Annotated in this window: 11 protein-coding genes; 9 read left to right on the plus strand and 2 right to left on the minus strand. The window is 57.6% G+C overall.

The genetic code is table 11. The features are described 5' to 3' along the window. The first annotated feature begins 1 nt into the window (after position 1). From CAP48_RS05415 to dctP, 5 genes are read left to right on the plus strand one after another with little or no spacing between them, the layout of a single operon-like run. A complete protein-coding gene (locus CAP48_RS05415; protein ID WP_100695000.1) occupies positions 2–1,318 on the plus strand; it encodes a DotU family type VI secretion system protein in 1,317 nt (438 codons plus the stop codon). Beyond that, positions 1,315–4,926 (plus strand): type VI secretion system membrane subunit TssM, encoded by a 3,612-nt coding sequence (gene tssM, locus CAP48_RS05420; RefSeq protein ID WP_100695001.1) that lies wholly within the window; start codon positions 1,315–1,317, stop codon positions 4,924–4,926. Before CAP48_RS05415 ends, tssM begins: the two co-directional genes overlap by 4 nt. Positions 4,927–4,928: 2 nt before the next feature. Continuing rightward, positions 4,929–5,672 carry a type VI secretion system-associated protein TagF gene (gene tagF / locus CAP48_RS05425; RefSeq protein ID WP_100695002.1) on the plus strand — a complete coding sequence of 248 codons (744 nt, stop codon included), beginning with the start codon at positions 4,929–4,931 and terminating at the stop codon, positions 5,670–5,672. Positions 5,673–5,721: 49 nt separating this feature from the next. Further along, a complete protein-coding gene (locus CAP48_RS05430; protein WP_100695003.1) occupies positions 5,722–8,652 on the plus strand; it encodes a hypothetical protein in 2,931 nt (976 codons plus the stop codon). 41 nt (positions 8,653–8,693) lie between these two features. Continuing rightward, on the plus strand, positions 8,694–9,977 hold the full coding sequence (gene dctP, locus CAP48_RS05435; protein WP_100695004.1) for a TRAP transporter substrate-binding protein DctP: 1,284 nt from the start codon (positions 8,694–8,696) through the stop codon (positions 9,975–9,977). A gap of 261 nt (positions 9,978–10,238) precedes the next feature. On the opposite strand, the gene putA is transcribed toward dctP, so the two are convergent. Together putA and ubiA are read right to left on the minus strand one after the other, a co-directional pair. Then, positions 10,239–14,063, minus strand: a complete 3,825-nt coding sequence (gene putA, locus CAP48_RS05440; protein ID WP_100695005.1) for a trifunctional transcriptional regulator/proline dehydrogenase/L-glutamate gamma-semialdehyde dehydrogenase — start codon at positions 14,061–14,063, stop codon at positions 10,239–10,241. A 331-nt stretch (positions 14,064–14,394) separates the two neighbouring features. Beyond that, a complete protein-coding gene (ubiA, locus tag CAP48_RS05445) occupies positions 14,395–15,309 on the minus strand; it encodes a 4-hydroxybenzoate octaprenyltransferase (RefSeq protein ID WP_100696629.1) in 915 nt (304 codons plus the stop codon). A gap of 283 nt (positions 15,310–15,592) precedes the next feature. Between ubiA and CAP48_RS05450 the strand changes: the two genes are divergently transcribed. From CAP48_RS05450 to aspS, 4 genes are all read left to right on the plus strand, one after another. Continuing rightward, positions 15,593–16,093: a GAF domain-containing protein gene (locus tag CAP48_RS05450; protein WP_100695006.1), complete on the plus strand. Its 501-nt coding sequence runs from the start codon at positions 15,593–15,595 to the stop codon at positions 16,091–16,093. 136 nt (positions 16,094–16,229) lie between these two features. Beyond that, on the plus strand, positions 16,230–17,531 hold the full coding sequence (locus CAP48_RS05455; RefSeq protein ID WP_100695007.1) for a putative Na+/H+ antiporter: 1,302 nt from the start codon (positions 16,230–16,232) through the stop codon (positions 17,529–17,531). A gap of 88 nt (positions 17,532–17,619) precedes the next feature. After that, a complete protein-coding gene (locus CAP48_RS05460; RefSeq protein WP_100696631.1) occupies positions 17,620–17,919 on the plus strand; it encodes an FmdB family zinc ribbon protein in 300 nt (99 codons plus the stop codon). Between the two features lie 88 nt (positions 17,920–18,007). Further along, positions 18,008–19,801 carry an aspartate--tRNA ligase gene (aspS, locus tag CAP48_RS05465; protein WP_100696633.1) on the plus strand — a complete coding sequence of 598 codons (1,794 nt, stop codon included), beginning with the start codon at positions 18,008–18,010 and terminating at the stop codon, positions 19,799–19,801. The last annotated feature ends 199 nt before the right edge of the window (positions 19,802–20,000 follow it).

Genomic DNA, 20,000 nt, shown 5'->3' on the forward strand with positions numbered 1-20,000 from the left:
CATGGCAGAAAATTACGCCGGGACACCAATAGGTCCCTGGGCAAACTCCACTGCAATGCCCGAGGCAGGCAAGTTGCGGCCTGATGACTATGTCATCAGCGGTTCCAATACCCTGGTTGCCGCAGCCAATCCGCTGCTGGTGCTGATTCCCCAGATTCGCAACACGCGTTCGCATCCTTCGCCTGCCCAGTTGCGTGAGCATCTGGTGGATGAAGTGCGTCAGTTTGAATTGCGTGCGCAGCATGCGGGCATACGCAATGAGACGATTCTGGGTGCGCGTTATTGCCTATGCACCGCGCTGGATGAAGCGGCAGCGTTGACCCCCTGGGGCGGCGGCGGGATGTGGTCGGCCAACAGCCTGCTGGTGACATTCCATAACGAGACCTGGGGGGGCGAAAAATTCTTCCAGTTGCTGGCCAAGCTGTCGCAGAACCCCGCACAGCATATCGATTTGCTGGAACTGCTTTACTACTGTCTGGTGCTCGGTTTCGAAGGTCGTTACCGCGTCGTGGACAATGGTCGCTCGCAGCTGGAGACACTGCGCCAGCGCCTGTTGCTGATATTGCGCAATGCCCGTGGCCAATACGCCGCCGCATTGTCGCCGCACTGGCAGGATGCGCCAATTCTGAACAAGGTAAGACGTCTGCCGATTCCGTTGTGGGTGTTTGCGGTTCTGGCTGTGGCCTTGGGTTTTGTGTCTTTTCTGGGTTTGCAATGGAGCCTGGGAGACCGCTCGGACAAGCTGTTTGCTGATGTGATCAAAATCAAGCCGCCTACGGTGCAGATCAGTGCGCCGAAACAGGAAAAACGCGAGCCAGTCAAGACCAACCGGATTGCGCCGTTTCTTGCGCCTGAAATTCGCGAGAATTTGCTGACGGTGCGCGACGAAGCCGATCGCAGTGTGATCGTGCTGCGCGGCGATGGGCTGTTTGAATCGGGCGCTGATGGCATCAGCTCGCAATATCTGCCGGTGCTCTCCCGTGTGGCCGATGCGCTCAATGCTGTGCAGGGCAATATCCTGGTGACCGGATACAGCGACAACGTACCTATTAAGACTATTAAATACCCATCTAACTGGGAGCTGTCCCAGGCCCGGGCTGATGCAGTCAAAAAACTGCTGGATGAACGCTTGGCTGATAAATTGCGGGTGCGTGCAGAGGGTCGCGGCGAAGCCGATCCCGTGGCGCCCAATGATACCGCAGAAAACCGGGCGCGCAATCGGCGCGTGGAGATTACCTTGCTTGTTTCACCTGTTGCCCCGGGCGCGTCTGCCCCTGCCGATCCGTCGGCCATGCCTGAGCGGGGGGCAAACCGATGATCAGTCGCTTTTTCAGTTTTCTTTTCAGTCGCGGCCTGTGGGTTTTTCTGGGCCTGCTGGTCATCTCGTTTTTGATATGGACGATCGGTCCGAGCCTGTCGGTCAATAACTGGTACTTGCTGGATTCGCCCAAAGTGCGTCTTTGGGTCATCGGCACCATTTGGGGCATCTGGCTGCTGCGCATTATCTGGCGCAAGTGGCGAGAAGGGCGGCTCAATGCACAATTGCTGGGTCAGTTGCGCAAGCCCCGTCCCGAAGCGGAACTCAAGGCAATGCCCGAAGCCGAGCGGGCAGAGATCAAGGTCCTGTCCGAGCGGTTTGATGAAGCCATTACACTGCTGCGCAACTCGCGTTTTGAAGCCGGCCAGAGCAAGTCGCCGCTGGCGCGCTTTTCCAAGCAATATCTGTATCAGTTGCCATGGTATGTTTTTATCGGCGCACCGGGCTCTGGCAAAACCACTGCACTGGTCAATTCGGGTCTTAATTTCCCGCTGGCTGATCGTTTCGGCAAGGTTGCCCTCAAGGGCATTGGCGGTACCCGCAATTGTGACTGGTGGTTCACCGACGAGGCGGTGTTGCTGGATACGGCAGGCCGCTATACCACGCATGAAAGTGATCCGACGGGCGACGAACAGGAGTGGAAAGGGTTTCTGAACCTGCTGACCAAGTATCGCGGCCGCCAGCCGATCAACGGCGTGATGCTCACGGTGAGCGTGGCCGACCTGCTTAGCGCGACCGATACCGAACGCGTGGCGCATGCCGCTGTGCTGCGTCGCCGCCTGCAGGAGTTGCGCGAAGAACTGGGCATTCAGTTCCCGGTATACGTGCTGGTGACCAAAACCGATTTGCTTTCCGGATTTGAATCCTATTTTGCGACCTTCAGCCGTCAGGAACTGGACCAGGTCTGGGGTTTTACGATTCCGTATGAACAGGCGCAAAAGCCCGATTTCAAACTGATGGACGCTTACGACGCCGAATATGAGCTGCTGCAAAAACGGCTCTACGAAGCGTTGCCCGATGTGCTGGCTGCAGAGCCGGATGAAACACGACGGGCCCTGGCGTATTTGCTGCCGCAGCAGTTCGCCGGCCTGCGCCAGGTATTGGGACATTTTCTGAGCGATGTTTTTTCCAGTTCCAAGTTTGAATCGGTGGTTATTCCTCGGGGTATTTATTTCACTAGTGGTACGCAGGGCGGGCAGACGTTTGATCGGGTCACCGGCCAGCTCAGGAAATATCTGAAAATCGAAGGCATCCGCGACCAGGGACCGGGTATACCGCTGGAGGCGGGCAAGAGCTATTTCCTGCATAACCTGCTCAAGGACGTCGTTTTCCCCGAGTCCATGCTGGCCGGCCTGAACCTCAAATGGGAACGTCGCTATCGTACGATCCAGTGGGGCGGCTATGTGCTGCTGACCGCCATTCTTGCCATTTGCCTGCTGGGGTGGCTAAACAGCTATCGGAACAATCGCAACTATCTGGATTACGTTACCGATAAACTGCCAGAGTTTAACCAACTGAGCCGCGACATTAAGATTACCGAGTCGGGCGACGTGCTGGGTCTGGTGCCGTTCATGAATGCGACGACAGACCTGCCCAATGGCGAGGATTTCCCGGTTGAGAGTCCGCCGGTGTGGAATACTTTCGGACTTTACCAGGGCAGCAAACTGGCCGCTGCGGCCAATAGTATTTACGATGAGACAATCAAGCAGGTATTGCTGCCGCAAGTGTCGCGCCGCATTGAAAATGCGCTGGAGAACGCGCCGCCCGACGATCTTGAGTATTCATACGAGGCTTTGCGCGCCTATCTCATGATGTACGATGCTGAGCATTATGATCCGTCTTTCCTGCAGTCGTGGGTGCTGTCGGACATGCAGAAAATTCTGCCGGCCGGGTACACCACGCAGGATTATGATCAGCTCAAATTTCATATCAATCGCCTGTTCAACAATGGCGTGATGTCCTCGCCATTTCCGCGTAATGACGCGCTGATCGAACGGGTGCGCGCCAATCTGGATCGCCATGCCTTGGCCCAGCGGGTGTACAGCCGCATGCTGCGCCTGCTGTCCGGGCAGAACCTGACGCAAAGCACGTTTATTACACTGGGCGGGGCCGAGGCGTCTGCGGTTTTTTTTCGCAAAAGCGGCAAGCCGTTGAACGAAGGGATTCCGGGGCTGTACACCTATAACGGCTATTGGAATGTCTTCAGCAAGAACGTCGAAAATGTGGCGACGCAATTGCGCGAGGACGATACCTGGGTGCTGCAGGTCAAGGCAGGCAGCTTTGCCGATGGTAGCAATCGCAAGCTCTTTGAAGATGTAAAAAAAAGATACTTTGACGACTACGTGCGGTACTGGGACAACTATCTGGCAGATGTCTCGGTGCGCGAGCCGCAAACCATGCTGCAAAGCATAGAAATTGCCCGCAGCCTGTCTTCCGCCAATTCGCCCCTGGTCAAATTTGTCAAAGGCGTTGCTTTGGAGACCACGTTGCTGCGCGAAGACGAAGAAAACCAGCGTTCGCTGATTGACCGGGCGCGCGAGCGCGTGACTGGCTCGACCCAGTCGCTGGAGTCCATGTTCGGCGCAACCGGCATAGACAATCCGATACGCCGCGATGCGACTGACCAGAAACTGGAAAAAACCGTTGATAACCATTTTGTACAGTATCGCGAACTGGCACGCAGCGCCGGCCAGGGTGTCCCCCCGCCGATTGAGGGCACGACCGGGCTGCTCAACGAGTTGTATACCTATCTGACCGCTGCCGATACGGCCTTGCGCAGTCAGAGTCCACTGCCGCCGGCCGATGTGTTGACCAAGCTGCAGGCCGAAGCCGGGCGGGTGCCCGAGGCGGTGGGTGGCGTGTTGACGGATCTGTCTGTCACGGCATCGCGGCAGGTGGCTGCGGTTCGCCAGGAAAAAGTGGGAGAGGACGTCAATGCGGTGCTTGGCAATTTTTGCCGCAGGTCCATTGCCGGCCGCTATCCTTTCGGCAATTCGTCCAAGGACGTGGCGCCCAATGACTTTGCGCGTTTCTTTGGACCGCAACAGATGATGGACCAGTTTTTTCGTGACAACCTGGCCAACCTGGTGGACATGAGTGGCGGCAAATGGCGCTTCAAGCCTGGCATTGATGGCAACAAGGGTGGTGTTGCCGGTTTTTTGGACTCCTTTGAAAAAGCGGCGGTGATCCGCGATGTGTATTTTGCTGCCGGTAAAATGGAGCCGTCCTTCAAGGTCGCGGTGCGGCCCGTTGATATGGACCCGGAAATTACCCAAATGGTGATGGAAGTGGACGGCCAGACGCTCACATACGCGCACGGCCCGCAGGTAGGAACGACACTGGAATGGCCGGGCAAGCAGGGCAGTAACCAGGTCAGCATCAGCCTGCAGCCGCAAGTCGGAACGTCGGGTATTTCTGCCTCGGGCCCGTGGGCACTGAATCGCCTGCTCGATCGAGCCAGTCAGCGCCAGGGGCGCTCACCGGAAGTGACGCTCGCCACTTTCAATATTGGCGGTCGCCGGGTGACGCTGGAGTTCACTGCCTATTCAGCCAAGAGTCCATTTCGTCTGAGCGATATGCGCAGTTTCAGATGTCCGGGGAAGGGTTAGATATGGACGGGATCAGTATTGACCAACTATCAGACTCGCTGGGCTGGTATGGAAAAATGCCTTCCAGCGGGGATTTTGTGCATCGACGGCTCGACCAGAACATTATTGGCTGGTGGCACCGCTGGCTCAGTTCCGGACTGGTCGCCATGCACCAATCGGTACTGCTGACGGCCGAGCAGGAATATCTGAGCGCGCCTATCTGGAATTTCCTGATCCCGGCCTCGCTGGGATGCGATATGGTGCAAATGGGCTGTCTGGCGCCAAGTCGCGACCGGGTAGGGCGCGCCTATCCATTGTTGGCTGTGCTATATGTGCCGGCGGCGCAATATCAGGCACAACAAGTCTCGGGATCGGGACGGTTTTATGAACACCTTGGACGCAGCTTGCTGGCGGCGGTCGGGCATGGATGCTCGGCGGCACAGTTCGAGCAAAATATCCAGGGCGCTCGCGGCACGTTGACGCAAATGCTGACCCGGGCCTCGACACAGGTAGTTGAAGATGACGGCAGTAGCGATATACTGGATATTCTGAACGGCGGACATGAGACCCCGCCCATCGAGAAACTGGATCAGGATGATTCGCGCTGGCCGGAACTGGCGCTGTGCTTTAACAGTGATGCACACAACAGTTACTGGTGGACCAATCAGGCCAACGGCGCCGCGCAAAAATCGCTGGTGCACGGCGGGGCGCTGAATATTACCCTGTTCAATTCGCTGTTTATTACGCACACGAATTTCAGGTTGTAGTTATTTACCCATTAATGCATTTGACCAGCCTGGCATAGGAAACAACATTATGGCGATCTCAATACAGGACCTTATACGTAACGCTGATCCTTCATGGCAGTCGCTGGATAAGACTCCATTGGGAACAGGATCCGCATCCCAGGGTCAGTTGGAAGATCTGGTGCTCGATTTGCTGCCGCAACTGAAGGCGCTGCATGCGCAGCAGCGTGTTTACGCAGTCTGGTCGCCACAAACTGTGTTCCTGGATCCGGTCGGACGTGCCAAGTTGCTTCCCGGCGCGGGCCAGCCTTTTGTCAAGCAGGGTGCCCAAGCCATAGCAGGTTGCGAATCTTTTGCCGCCATCGAATTGCAGACCGACGATCCGGCCTGGCGTATCGGCCCCTGGACCGATGTGTACGGCCTGGGGTCGCTGCTGCGGGCTCTGATTTGTTCAGAGGCACCGCAAAGCCCGGTACGCCGTTTTGTCAAGGATACCCAAGAGCCGCTGGTCGCATCTGCGCCAGCGGGGTACTCACGCCAGTTTCTGCGCACCGTCGACCTGAGTACCGTGCTGCAATCATCGTTGCGGCTGCAGTCGGTCGATGAGCTGTCGGCCATGATGGGCTTGTCGGCAGCCAGCCCGGGTTCGCCGGCGCATCCATCGGCTGTACCAGGGGCCGTCGCAGGCGGGCTGGCAGCGCAGGCAATTCTGAGTCCAGCCGCGGGTCATACGGCATCCAATGCGGCGGCAGACGAGGCACCGGCAACCGGCCAGGCAACGGCGCAGCCGGCGACACAGACACCCCAGGCGCACGACGCTGCGCAGGGGCAAGCAGGTCTGGCCGACGCGGCCGGGACAGAACAGGGCCGGCAGGAGCAGGCCAGACAAGAACAAGCGAAGCAGGAACAGACTGTACAGGAACAAGCCAGCGGCGAGCAATTGCGGCAAGAGCAGATACGACAAGAACAGGCCAGGCAGGCACAAGCTAGTCAGGAAAAAGCTAGCCAGGAAAAAGCCAGGCAAGAACAGGCCCAACATGAGCAGATTGACCAAGAACAAGCCAGACAGGAACAACTTGAGCAGGAACAGGCCAGACAGGAACAGGCCAGCGAAGAACAAAAGCGGCAGGAACTGATCCGGGCTGAAGCGGCAAAAGAGGCACAGGCCAGTGCCGAAAAATCGCCAACACCGTCCATGACAACCAAGTCGCATGATGAGGTCGCCGCCGCCAGCGACGCGCAATACCGCGAAGCGCCGCTCTCCGAGTCGTCACCGGATGAGCAGGACCAGGCCGGACCAGAAGATGACAGCCCTACCCAAGCCGCTACAGAACCGGCCAAGAGCGAATCGCGTTTGCAGGCCGGCTCAGCCGGTGGTGGAGGTCGTGGTGGTGCGGGTGCTGATGATAGCGCCGGCGATCCCCCGCCGCCAGGCGGGGAAAGAAAAAAGGCGCCGGTCCTGCTGGTCGCGGTTGTACTGGCCGCCATCGCAGCAGGCGCGTATTTTGGGTTTGGCGGACAAGTGCCGAGCGATAGTGCCCCGGAAACGGCAGCGACAGATCGCTCAGCGCCTTCAGCGACGCCAAGCGATTCGAGCTCATCGCCGGCAGCGGGTCAGTCCGGCGAGTCTTCCACTGATACGCAGACGTCTACTGCAACAACAGCCGAAAATGCTACGACACCGGAATCAGAGTCGGCAACAGCCGGTTCAAGCGCCGCTGCAGATAGCGCTGCTTCAAACGATACTGGTAATCCGGAAAGCGCGGCCACCTCTGATGCGGCCGCGCAAATTTCTTCGACCGCAGCGACACCGGAAACTGCGGCCCCGTCTGATTCTGCCGAACAGATTTCTTCAACTTCCGCTACACCGTCAGCTGCGACTTCCGCTGCGGACCAGGGCGCAGGCAGTGGGGCGGCAACGTCAGACTCGACACCTGCTGCGCCGGCAACAGAACCTGCAGTGACTGAGTCGGCTGCAGGTCCGGACAGTGCTGCATCAGTTGCAACTACGGAAGGCAGCGCATCATCATCAACGGATACCAGCTCGATGTCCACGGGGCAGGCGGGCGATCCGGCAAGCTCCGGTGATACCGCTGCGTCTGGCGACTCGGCCAGTGAGTCTGGCAACCCGCAAGTGACTGCCGACCAGGCGCGCCGCGAGCAAGAGGCCAGGCGCATCGAAGAGGCGGCCAAAGCGGAAGAGGCGCGATTGGCCGCTGAGAGCCAGGCTTCGCCTTTGACATCGTCTTCCTCCCCTGACACGGGTTCTGGTGCGCCGGCGACCGATACTACGACATCGACCACACCATCGGCATCGCCCACATCAGAAGCTACATCAGAGGCCGCATCGGCACCGACCGCGTCATCGGAGCCGGCCAGCACGACAGCGCAGGAAACCGGCACGGCGGATGCGGGTGACACAGGCGCAGCCACCGACTCACAAACGTCTGCTGCCACGGAGTCGTCTGCCGCGCCGGTCACAGGCAATACCAACGGTGCGACGGCACCGGCAGGGCAGGCGGGCGCGAGTGCAGCAACTGCGGCTGCCGCTGCTGCCTCGGGCGGTCCGGCGGCTGCGGCGACCAATACCGCACCCGCCTCAGCCGCGAATGAGTCCGCTGAGATGAAAGCGGCAGATGCCGCTCGCGAAGAAGATCAGAACCAGCTTGCCCAGGAAAAGGCAGCGCTGGAAAAGGCGCGTCAGGAAGATGCACGCCTGAAGAAGGAGCGTGAACGCCGCCGAGCTGCCCAGGCGCGCGCCGAGCGCAACGCAGGCGCTACGAGCAATGCATCAAAAGGCACAGTTTCATTTGTGATCCGGCCGTGGGGTAATGTATTCATCAACGGACGTTCGCGTGGTGCCAGTCCGCCATTTCGCAGTCTGCGGCTGGATCCGGGCACCTATAATGTCATGATTACAAACGGAGATTTGCCGCGCTATGTTCGGGTGATTACCGTCAAGGCCGGTGAAAATATCACAGTTGTACATCAATTCCAGTAACATGCGGGGTAAGATCAATCACTAATACGGATGTGGACGGGATGAAAAGGGTAGTATTGCGCAGGTTTTTTCTTCCGGGGGCCTGTGCGGCATTATTGTTGCTGCATGCTCCTGTGGCTACGGCGCAAAGTGCGGGTGGCTATAAGCCTGAGTACTCGCTTTCGTTTGTGTCCGACGAGCGCATTGTGATCGGCAGGACTGCCAAGCGCTGGCGAGATCTGGTCGCGGAGAAAACGGAAGGACGTGTCAATATCCGGATGTATCCCAATGCATCGCTGGTCAAAGGCGAGCAGACCCGCGAAGCGACGGCCGTGCGCCAGGGTGTAGCCGATATGGCTGTCGCTTCCGCAAGTAACTGGTCAAGCCAGTTCCGCGCGCTGTCGGTGTTCTCCCTTCCATTTTTTATTCCCGACATTGATGGCACCGCGGCGCTGATCCGGGGCGACCTGGGTAACCTGGTGCGTGACAATATGGACAAGGCGGGCATCGTCACCCTGGCATGGGGAACCTCGGGCTACCGCCAGCTAAGTAACTCGCTGCGGCCGGTGCAGTCGCCTGCCGATCTGAAGGGTATGCGGATCCGCGTGATCGGCCTGCCACTCTTTATGGACTTTTTCAAGGCGCTGGGCGCCGCGCCGGTACAGCTGAATCTGACGAGTTTACCCGATGCTTTGCAGAAAAAGGCCATTGATGGACAAGACAATCCCCTATCGGTTTTTACTGGCTTTAAATTCAATGAAATGGGCCAGAAATATCTGACAATGTGGAATTATCCGGCAGAGCCGATTTTTATCGCCGTCAACAAGAACGTCTGGAACAACTGGTCCCGCGACGACCAGCAACGGGTTCGCGAGGCCGCAGAGCAGGCAATGAGCGAAACGGCCCCGATCCAGACCGCGCAGACAGCCCGACAGGCGCTTGATAAGACAGTCAGCCAACTGACGCAGGCAGGTGTGCAGGTAACACAGCTGACCGACCAGCAGCAGGCGGCATTCAAGAGCGCCACATCCGGCGTTGTGCAGAACTGGTCCGACAGAATCGGCCAGGATTTGATTACGATTGCCAATGCCGATATCAAACGGGGACCCGGTTTGCCGCCGGCCAGCGACCCCAATGCCGTCCCTGACTCTGCCTTGCCGGCTTCGCCCAATCCGCAGCCGCCGCCTGCCGATGAGACCAGCCCTGCCCCGTCCGACGCTGCACCAGATAACCCGGAACAAGCTGCACCAGATAACCCGGAACAAGCTGCACCAGATAACCCGGAACAAGCCACGCCTGATGACCCGGCACAAGCTACACCTGCAGACCAAGAGTCAGACAACTGACAGCGGTCCGGCCACCGCTGGCGGACTCGAACAAAACCGTGTTCGCCTGCCGCCAGCCAGGGTCGTGTTCCAGCCCCCATCGCTGACCGACACGCTGTACACAAAAAAGCACTGTCAGAATCCGGATTTTCATTCCGTTTCCTGCAGTGCATTTTTTGTCCCGATAGGGGCAGAGGCGGGTGCAAGTGCGCCTGCTGTAAAACAGACCGGATGCGCACTTGCAGGCCACTAACGCTGCCTGCGTTTAACGCCTGGCTGGTTTTAAGCGATAGTCATCAGGCTGGCGTTACCGCCGGCTGCCGCGGTATTGGTGCTGATACTCTGCTCATGGACCAGGCCACTGATGGCATAGCGACGTCCCTGCAGGATTTCATCCGTTTGCAGGCCCTGGGCAATGACAATCGGGCCTTTCTTTGCAGCCAATTGCAGATTCAATCGGCGCAGGGTGTCGCCATCGCCTTCGAATAGGGCAGCATCCAGCGCCGCATCGCTGATGCGGTCTTCAGCAATAAACTCGATGGGCTGGACAGCCTGGGCCCGGGCGATTGCGCTTATCCATTCCCGTACCGACGGCGTGTCCACAAACAGGGCCTGATTGCCTGAATCCAGAATTTGCTCCAGTTGAAGACCGGCGCCTTCGGCAGAGGCAGGCCAGGCCAGCACGGTGCCGCGCGGCACCAGCCGATACACATTGGTCTCGCCGGTAGGGCCTGGCAACAACGTGCCGGCAGGGTTCAGGCCCGGCAGGTCGACCCCTCTTGGCATATCGTCGTTGCCCTGGGAGAGCAGGCGATACAGATAGAGCGGGCCGCCCGCCTTGGGCCCGGTGCCTGATAGACCCTGGCCACCGAAAGGCTGAACGCCAACTACCGCGCCCACGATATTGCGGTTGACATAAATGTTGCCAGCGTGAATGCGGCTGCTGACGCGGGCAATGGTCTCGTCTATGCGAGAGTGAATACCGAAGGTCAGTCCATAACCTGTCGCATTGATCTTGTCGATCAGCGCGTCCAGTTCCGCCCGTTTGTAGCGCACAACGTGCAGGACCGGACCGAACACTTCGCGCTCCAGTTCGCTGATGTCATTAAGTTCGATAATGGTAGGTGCGACAAACGTGCCCTTGTCGGTGGCGCCGTCAAGCGGCAACTGTTCAACGATATGGCCAGACTGACGCATTTTCAGGATATGACGCTCAATAATCTGGCGCGCCTGCTCGTCAATGACCGGGCCCACGTCGGTAGAGAGCAAGTCGGGGCGGCCGACGGACAGTTCCTTCATTGCGCCCTTGATCATAGTCAGCACATGGTCGGCTGCATCTTCCTGAATGCACAGCACCCGCAGGGCAGAGCAGCGCTGTCCGGCAGAATCGAATGCCGAATTGAGCACATCGTATACCACCTGCTCGGCCAGTGCAGAGGAGTCGACAATCAGCGCATTCTGGCCGCCGGTTTCAGCAATCAGCGGGATCGGATGACCATGATTGTCCAGGCGCGCCGCCAGCTTGCCCGCAATAATGCGCGCCACCTCGGTCGAGCCGGTGAACATGACGCCGCGAATGTCCGGATGGGATACGAGCTGGTCGCCCACGGTTTCACCTGGGCCTGGCAGCAGTTGTACCGCTTCTTTGGGGATGCCGGCTTCATGCAGAATGGCGACGGCTTGGGCTGCGATCAATGGCGTTTGCTCGGCGGGTTTGGCCAGTACGGTGTTGCCCGCTGCCAGCGCGGCGCTCACTTGCCCGGTGAAAATTGCCAGCGGAAAGTTCCACGGGCTGATGCACAGTACCGGGCCCAGGGGGCGATGTCGATCTTCATTGAAGTCGTCTTCGATCTGGTCGGCATAATAGCGCAGGAAATCGACGGCCTCGCGCACTTCTGCAATGGCGTTGGGCAGGGACTTGCCGGCTTCGCGCACGATCAGGCCAAGCAGGGGCTGCATGCGCGATTCCAGCAATTGGGCAGCGCGACGCAAGGCACTGGCACGATCTTCAATCGGCGTGGCTTGCCAGATGGGCGCCATCGTTGTGGCCGCGGCCATGGCCTGGGTGACATCATCGGCGGTCGCTTCAATGACTTCACCGACCACATCGCGCTGATCGGCCGGATTGAGCATTGGCTTGCGGCTGGTGGTATCGCTTTGTTCATTGTCTGCGTCATACAGCGTGGGGGCGGCCAGCCAGGGCTGAGTGGCGCCATTGAGTAGTGCCGCCGCCAGTGAACCCAGGCGATGCTCGTTGGTCAGGTCCAGGCCGCTTGAATTGCGTCTGCCGGGCTCGCCATCGGTGCTGTATAAATCGCGTGGCAGTGGAATTTTTTCGTGTGGTGCACCCAGCGGCGTCATGGCGCTGGCCACCTCGATCGGGTTGGCAACCAGGGTGTTGATATCAATGTTTTCGTCGCCGATCTGGTTGACGAACGATGTATTGGCGCCGTTTTCCAGCAAGCGCCGCACCAGATATGCCAGCAGCGTTTCGTGTGTGCCAACAGGCGCATAAATGCGGCAGGGGCGATTGAGTTTTTTGCTGCCGACGACTTCTGAATAGAGAGCTTCGCCCATGCCATGCAGGCACTGGAACTCGTACTGACCCGGATAGTAATTATTACCTGCCAGGTGATAAATGGCAGCCAGCGTTTGCGCATTGTGCGTGGCAAATTGCGGATACACGGCATCGGGTGCCGACAGCAGTTTGCGGGCGCAGGCCAGATAGGAAACATCGGTGTAGACCTTGCGGGTATAGACCGGATAGTCTTCGAGCCCATCCAGTTGTGCGCGTTTGATTTCCGTATCCCAGTAAGCACCCTTGACCAGCCGGACCATCAGGCGATGACGAGTGCGACGGCCCAGGTCAATGACATAATCGATCACATGGGGTGCGCGCTTCTGGTAGGCCTGGATTACGAACCCGATGCCGTTCCAGCCTTCGAATTCGCGGGCGGCGCAAAGGGCTTCGAGCAGATCCAGGGAAAGTTCGAGTCGGTCGGCTTCTTCGGCATCGATGTTCAGACCGACATCGTAGGAACGAGCCAGGCGCGTCAGCGCTACCAGCCGTGGCAGCAATTGACTCATGACCCGGTCACGCTGGGCGCGTGAATACCGTGGGTGCAGGGCAGACAGCTTGATCGAAATGCCTGGGCCCTCATAGATGCCGCGACCGCCCGAAGCCTTGCCGATTGCATGAATCGCCTGCTCGTAGGATTCATAGTAGCGTTGCGCATCGACCGCGGTGGTGGCTGCCTCGCCCAACATATCGTAGCTGTAGCGGAAACCTTCGGCTTCGAATTTGCGGCTATTGGCCAGCGCCGACGAAATTGTCTGGCCCGACACAAATTGTTCGCCCATCATGCGCATGGCCATATTGACGCCCTGGCGAATGAGCGGCTCGCCCCCCTTGGCAATCATGCGGGTGAGGGCCTTGGACAGGTTTTGCTCGCTGTTGACTGCGACCAGCCTGCCGGTCAGCATCAGGCCCCAGGTGGCGGCGTTGACGAACAGCGACGGAGAGCTGCCCATATGGGACTTCCAGTCCCCGTGACTGATCTTGTCCCGGATCAGGGCATCGCGCGTGGCGCGGTCTGGAATACGCAGCAGCGCTTCGGCCAGGCACATAAGGGCGACGCCTTCCTGACTGGACAGCGCAAATTCCTGGATCAGGCCTTCGACACCGCCGCCGGGGCTTTTGTCTTTCAGTGACTTGACCAGTTTGAGGGCCAGTTCACGCGTCTGTTCAGGCTTGGCCAGCGCCGCCTGCTCCAGTAGCAGGGGAACGCATTCGGGTTCGGGCCGACGGTATGCCGAGGTAATCGCCGCCCGTAGCACCGATTGCGGCTGCACGTCCTGACCGAATTCATAGAATGGCGGCTTGCGGCTATCCAGCGGATAATTTACGGCATTATCGCTTTCCGTGGTTGTTGGTGTCAGGTGACGCAATTCGTCGGGCGTCAGGCCCCGTTCAATCTGCTCCAGATACGTAATCAGCGCCTGCTTATGCAGCCAGTGCGGGGTGCAGTTCAGTTTATCTGCATGATATTGAAGGCGATTTTTCAGGTCAATATCGACCTTGATGCCTAATGTGGTAGTCGTAGCCATATGCAACTCAAGTCTGATTGGGTGATGACGCTGAGCGTACCGAATCTGTCGAAAAAATTATATTAGGGTTAACCCGAAATAAAACGGTTAACCTATGGATTTATTGAAGTATTTGAGTGGTATTGGCGCGATAAAAAGCGAGGTTAACCGGTGATGGGCATTGGAGATGTGGAAAGCGTGGGACGAATAATCGGGCGGTTTGAAGCGTATGGCGCTTTCAATGCGGCTCTGCAACGGCGCAGTGGGGCCCCACGGCAACATGGCTAATGAAATTGCCGGGTGCCACGCGCGTCGGACGCGGCTTCCCAAGGCGCCTGTTCCACCGAAGGCATTACAGCAAGGTGCCGCCAAGGGAACCGGCAACCAGCAGCGTGCCGGTCCAGATATTGGCACGAAAAAGCGTGAAGCTGCGGTCAGGCTTGCGTACGTCAAAGGTGGACAGTTGCCAGTAGAAATGCAGGGCAATAACCAGCATGCTGACATAATACAGCCAGCCAAACCCCAGCATGATGCCGGGCACGGTCCACAGTATGACGGTGCCTGCGTAAAATCCGATAAGCCAGGCCAGCCCCTGATCGCCAAAGCGAAGCGCGGTTGAACGCAATCCCAGCTGTGCGTCGTCTTTCATGTCGGTATATGCGTAAATCGTATCGTAGCCGATCTGCCATGTGACGGCGCCCATCCACATAAGAATGGCCGCCAGCGGCACGCTATTGGTTGTGTCGGACCAGGCCATCAGCATTCCCCAATTGAAGGCAATGCCCAAAACCACCTGGGGCCAGTAGGTAAAACGCTTGCACAACGGGTAAAGGAATACCAGCGGCACCAACGCGACGGCCAGCCAGCGGCTGTAGCTATTGATGAAAAACAGCAGCAAACCGGCAACCGCCAATTGCGCCACCAGAAAGATAATGGCCTGTTTCAGAGTAATTTGCCCGCTGGTCAACGGACGAAAGCGGGTACGCTCTACATGTTTGTCGAATTCTCGGTCACAAATGTCATTGATCGTGCAGCCGACGCTGCGCATCAGCAAGGCACCAAGACAGAACACGACAAAGCGCAGCAGCGTGGGCAGGCCGTGTTGTGCCTGAATCAGTGCCGCGATACACGGCAAAAGCGTGAGCCAGGTGCCAACAGGCCGATCCAGCCGGCACAGTCGCGCATAAGGGCGCCAGGCCACGGGAAGATAGTGTTCTACCCAGTCATTATGGTGGATGTCATTAAGATCGGAATGGATGCTGGGCATGTTTTGATCTGAAATGTCGCAAGGGCGTTGCGGTGGTACGAAAAAGGAGATTTTAAAGGTTTTGCTGCTCAAGGGGGCGCGCGCAACAGGCAGGCTGCAATATCCGGGCAGGCGGGCAGCGACTTTTCCCGTAATGGCCCGCATTCTGGGTACAATTGGAGCCCCACTGTGCGGTGTTGGAAGCCATCCAATAGCGCATAGCCAATTTGCCGTTCATGCGCGCGGGGCGTTCTGTTTTGCGCCCAAGCGGCGTTGCAGCGACGTTCATTCTGTCAGACAGCCTATGTTCAGCTTCGATAATGTTTCCGGCTTCAAGTCGGTTTCCGCCATGTACGACAACCTGGTTTCCCAGGCTCGGTCCGTTTTTGATGGCGAGCCGGACCGAATTGCCAATGCCGCCAATCTGGCGGCACTCGTTTATCATACCGTACCCGATTTAAACTGGGCCGGTTTCTATTTCTATGATGGTAACGAACTGGTGCTTGGTCCCTTTCAGGGCCGGATCGCCTGCGTGCGTATCGCTATCGGAAAAGGCGTATGCGGTACGGCAGCAGCCACCGGTCAGGCGCAGTTGGTGCCCGACGTGTTTGCCTTTGCCGGCCATATCGCCTGCGATGTGGCATCGCGCTCGGAAATCGTCATTCCGTTGCACAAGGACAATCAGCTGATCGGTGTCTGGGACGTAGACAGCCCCAGGCCGGGGCGCTTTACGCAAGAAGATCAGGCGGGTATGCAGGCGCTGTGCCAGGTATGGCTGGACGCCTGTGATACGGTCGGCCAGTAGATTTCATCGGTATGGGATGGCATTTGGCGGGGTGGTGCTACACAGATAAACCCTTACTTGCCCGTGTTTCGATTGAAATCATCATAGGGATGTTCGTAAAATCCCCCAATTTGTCAGTCACACATAAAGGATAATAATGCCCGATAAGATCGAATTGATCGCAACGGTGCTGTTTGCGATCGCGATTGTGCACACTTTTTCGGTGCCGTATTTTGCCAGGAAGGCACATCAGGGCGGACCTCACTCAGGCTTGTGGCATGCCTTTTCCGAAGTCGAGGCGGTATTCGGCTTATGGGCCGCCGTTCTGATCATCTTCATGGGTGTGACCGGCGGGCTCGATAGTGCTGTCAAATACATGGACAGCCGCAATTTTACAGAACCGCTGTTTGTGTTTGCCATTATGGTGGTGGCTGCCAGCAGGCCCATTCTTGTGATGGTCGGTACAACGGTACGCTATCTGGCGCAGGTGGTGCCGTTGCATACTTCAATTGCCACTTTCCTGCTGACGCTGACCCTGGTGCCGCTGGCGGGTTCATTTATTACCGAACCGGCAGCCATGACGCTGGCGGCTCTGCTACTTAAGCGTTCGTTTTTTGATCATAGCAGTCACACCCGGTTCAAGTATATGACCGTCGGTGTGCTGTTTGTCAATATTTCCATCGGCGGGGTGCTCACTTCGTATGCAGCCCCTCCTGTGCTGATGGTGTCCGGTACATTCGGTTGGGATACCGTCTACATGGCAAGCCATTTTGGCTGGAAAGCCGCCATCGCGGTCTTGATCAACGCCGGAGTGCTTACCTTTCTGATGCGCAACGAGCTTTTGGCCGCCGGCGAGCATGCCTGTGAACAGACTCGCAACGACAGCGAGTCGCGCAGGCCGTTGCCGCGCATCGTGATTCTGATTCATCTGGCCTTCCTGGCAAGTATTGTGGTGTTTGCACACCATCCGGCCGTGTTTATCGGGTTGATGATGCTGTTTGTCGGATATTGCACCGCGTATGAACACTATCAGGACAAGCTGATGATCAAAGAGGCGTTGATGGTCGCATTCTTTCTGGCAGGTCTTATCGTGCTGGGTGGGTTGCAGCAATGGTGGCTGCAGGACCTGCTGGCTGGCTTGTCGCCCGATCTGCTGTATTGGGGCGCCACTGCATTGACCGCCATTACCGACAATGCTGCGCTGACTTATCTGGGCTCATTGGTGGAGGGCACCAACGAGGTCTGGCGCTATATGCTTGTTGCCGGTGCGGTGACGGGCGGGGGCCTGACCGTTATTGCCAATGCGCCGAATCCGGCCGGGTTTTCCATCCTGAAATCTTGTTTTCCCGACGAGGCGATCTCGCCCAAATACCTGTTTTTGGCGGCGCTGATTCCCACGCTGGTCGCGGCGGCGATGTTTTTGCTGCCCGTGCAACTTCTGGGAAATACAGGCCTGTGAATTGCGATAAAATAAGGGGTTAATTTGGGGATAAGTCCCCGCTTTTTTGGGTAAAATCCCGTTCACCTCTGTTTTTTGCGAGTTCGTTGTGCCTATTTATGCGTATAAATGCAGCGCCTGCGGCCATGCCAAAGATGTGCTGCAAAAAATGTCCGATGCGCCACTGGTCGCCTGTCCCGAGTGTGGTCAGAGTGCGTTTTCCAAGCAGGTTACTGCGGCCGGTTTTCAGCTAAAAGGTTCTGGCTGGTACGTAACCGATTTTCGCGGTGGCGGGGCCAATGGCGCCGGCAATGCCGCGGGCAAGCCGGAGACCGGCAGCGCCGGACAGAGCGCGCCCGCTGCAGCAACAACACCAGCACCACCCTCATCTGAAGGCAGCGCGGCGTAATTTGCCGTCTGCCAGCGGCGACGCGGTGTTTTTGACCTGCGTCGCTTCAAGCGTTTACACAAAATCAAAGAATTTCGGAGCATTTTTCATGCGTACCTGCTACACCGGTCAAGTCAGCCTTGATCAGCTGGATCAAACAGTCACCCTTTTCGGTTGGGTGCATCGCCGCCGCGATCATGGGGGCGTGATCTTCATTGATCTGCGTGATCGTGAAGGCATCGCACAAATTGTGTTCGATCCTGATAATGCGCAGGCGTTTGCAACCGCGGAAAGCATCCGCAATGAATATTGCATTCGTATTACCGGTCTGGTGCGCCGCCGCCCTGAAGGCACAACTAACCAGGAACTGGTTTCCGGTGAAATTGAAGTGTTGTGCCGGGAAGTCGAAGTGCTTAACGCCTCGGTCACGCCGCCGTTCCAGCTTGACGATGAAAACCTGTCTGAAACTACACGTCTGACGCATCGCGTGCTGGATCTGCGTCGTCCGCAAATGCAGCGCAATCTCATGCTGCGCTATCGTGTCTCCATTGAAGTGCGCAAATTCCTTGATGAGTTGGGCTTTATCGATATCGAGACGCCCATGCTGACCAAGAGCACGCCCGAAGGTGCGCGCGACTACCTGGTGCCATCGCGGGTGCATGACGGACAATTTTTTGCCCTGCCGCAGTCTCCACAACTGTTCAAGCAAATGCTGATGGTGGCCGGCTTCGATCGCTACTATCAGATTGTCAAATGCTTCCGCGATGAAGACTTGCGCGCGGATCGCCAGCCCGAATTTACTCAGATCGATTGCGAAACATCATTCCTGAATGAAGAAGAGATCCGTGAAATCTTTGAAGGCATGGTGCGTCATGTGTTCAAGCAAGTGCAGGACGTTGAGCTGGACGCAAGCTTTCCGATTATGAGCTGGGACGAGGCCATGCGTCGTTTCGGTTCGGATAAGCCGGACATGCGCGTCAAACTTGAATTTACCGAACTGACCGATGTCATGAAAGACGTCGAATTCAAAGTCTTTTCCGCGGCCGCTGCACAGCCGGGCGGACGCGTGGTTGCGCTGCGCGTGCCAGGCGGCGCCGAGTTGTCACGCAAGGAAATTGATGACTACACGCAGTTCGTCAGTATTTATGGCGCACGAGGCCTGGCGTGGATTAAAGTGAATGACCCGGCCAAGGGGCGTGAAGGCCTGCAATCTCCGATTGTCAAAAACCTGCATGACGCTGCCATTGCCGAAATCCTGCAGCGTTCAGGCGCAGCCGCGGGCGACATTATTTTCTTTGGCGCCGACAAGGCCAGGGTCGTTAATGATGCCATGGGCGCCTTGCGTGTGAAGCTGGGCCACAGTGACTTTGCCAGGTCCACGGGCTTGTTCGAAGACTCCTGGAAGCCATTGTGGGTCGTTGATTTCCCAATGTTCGAGTACGACGAAGAAGAGGGTCGCTATTTCGCTGCCCATCACCCGTTCACCAGTCCAAAAGATGGTCACGAGGATTTCCTCACAACCGATCCTTCCAAAGCCTACGCCAAGGCTTACGACCTGGTGCTCAATGGCTGGGAAATCGGTGGCGGCTCGGTCCGTATTCATCGGGAGGAAGTGCAAAGCAAAGTATTCCGTGCGCTCAATATCAGCGACGAAGAAGCCCGTGCCAAATTCGGGTTTCTGCTAGATGCCCTGCAGTATGGCGCGCCGCCGCACGGCGGCCTGGCTTTGGGACTGGATCGCCTGGTTACCCTGATGGCTGGTGCCGAATCCATCCGGGATGTGATTGCGTTCCCCAAAACGCAGCGGGCTCAGTGTCTGCTTACGCAGGCGCCGTCACCGGTTGACGAAAAGCAGTTGCGTGAATTGCATATTCGTTTGCGCAGCAAAACAGTCGTCGAATAACAAAAAAAGCCAGAACATGTTTCTGGCTTTTTTTTGCGCGCGATTGTCGGGTGAATGCGATATGCACGGCATGCATTTGCTGTGGCAGGACTATAATTTCGCTATCTTGCTGTCAGGTTTCTTTTTTGTTACCGAGCCAGGCGGTAAAAAAACATGCATTCGGGTACGATCACCCGCAAACCGTTCATTGAATTCAGGA

The sequence above is a fragment of the Advenella sp. S44 genome, assembly GCF_002810445.1.
Classification (GTDB): Bacteria; Pseudomonadota; Gammaproteobacteria; order Burkholderiales; family Burkholderiaceae_B; genus Advenella.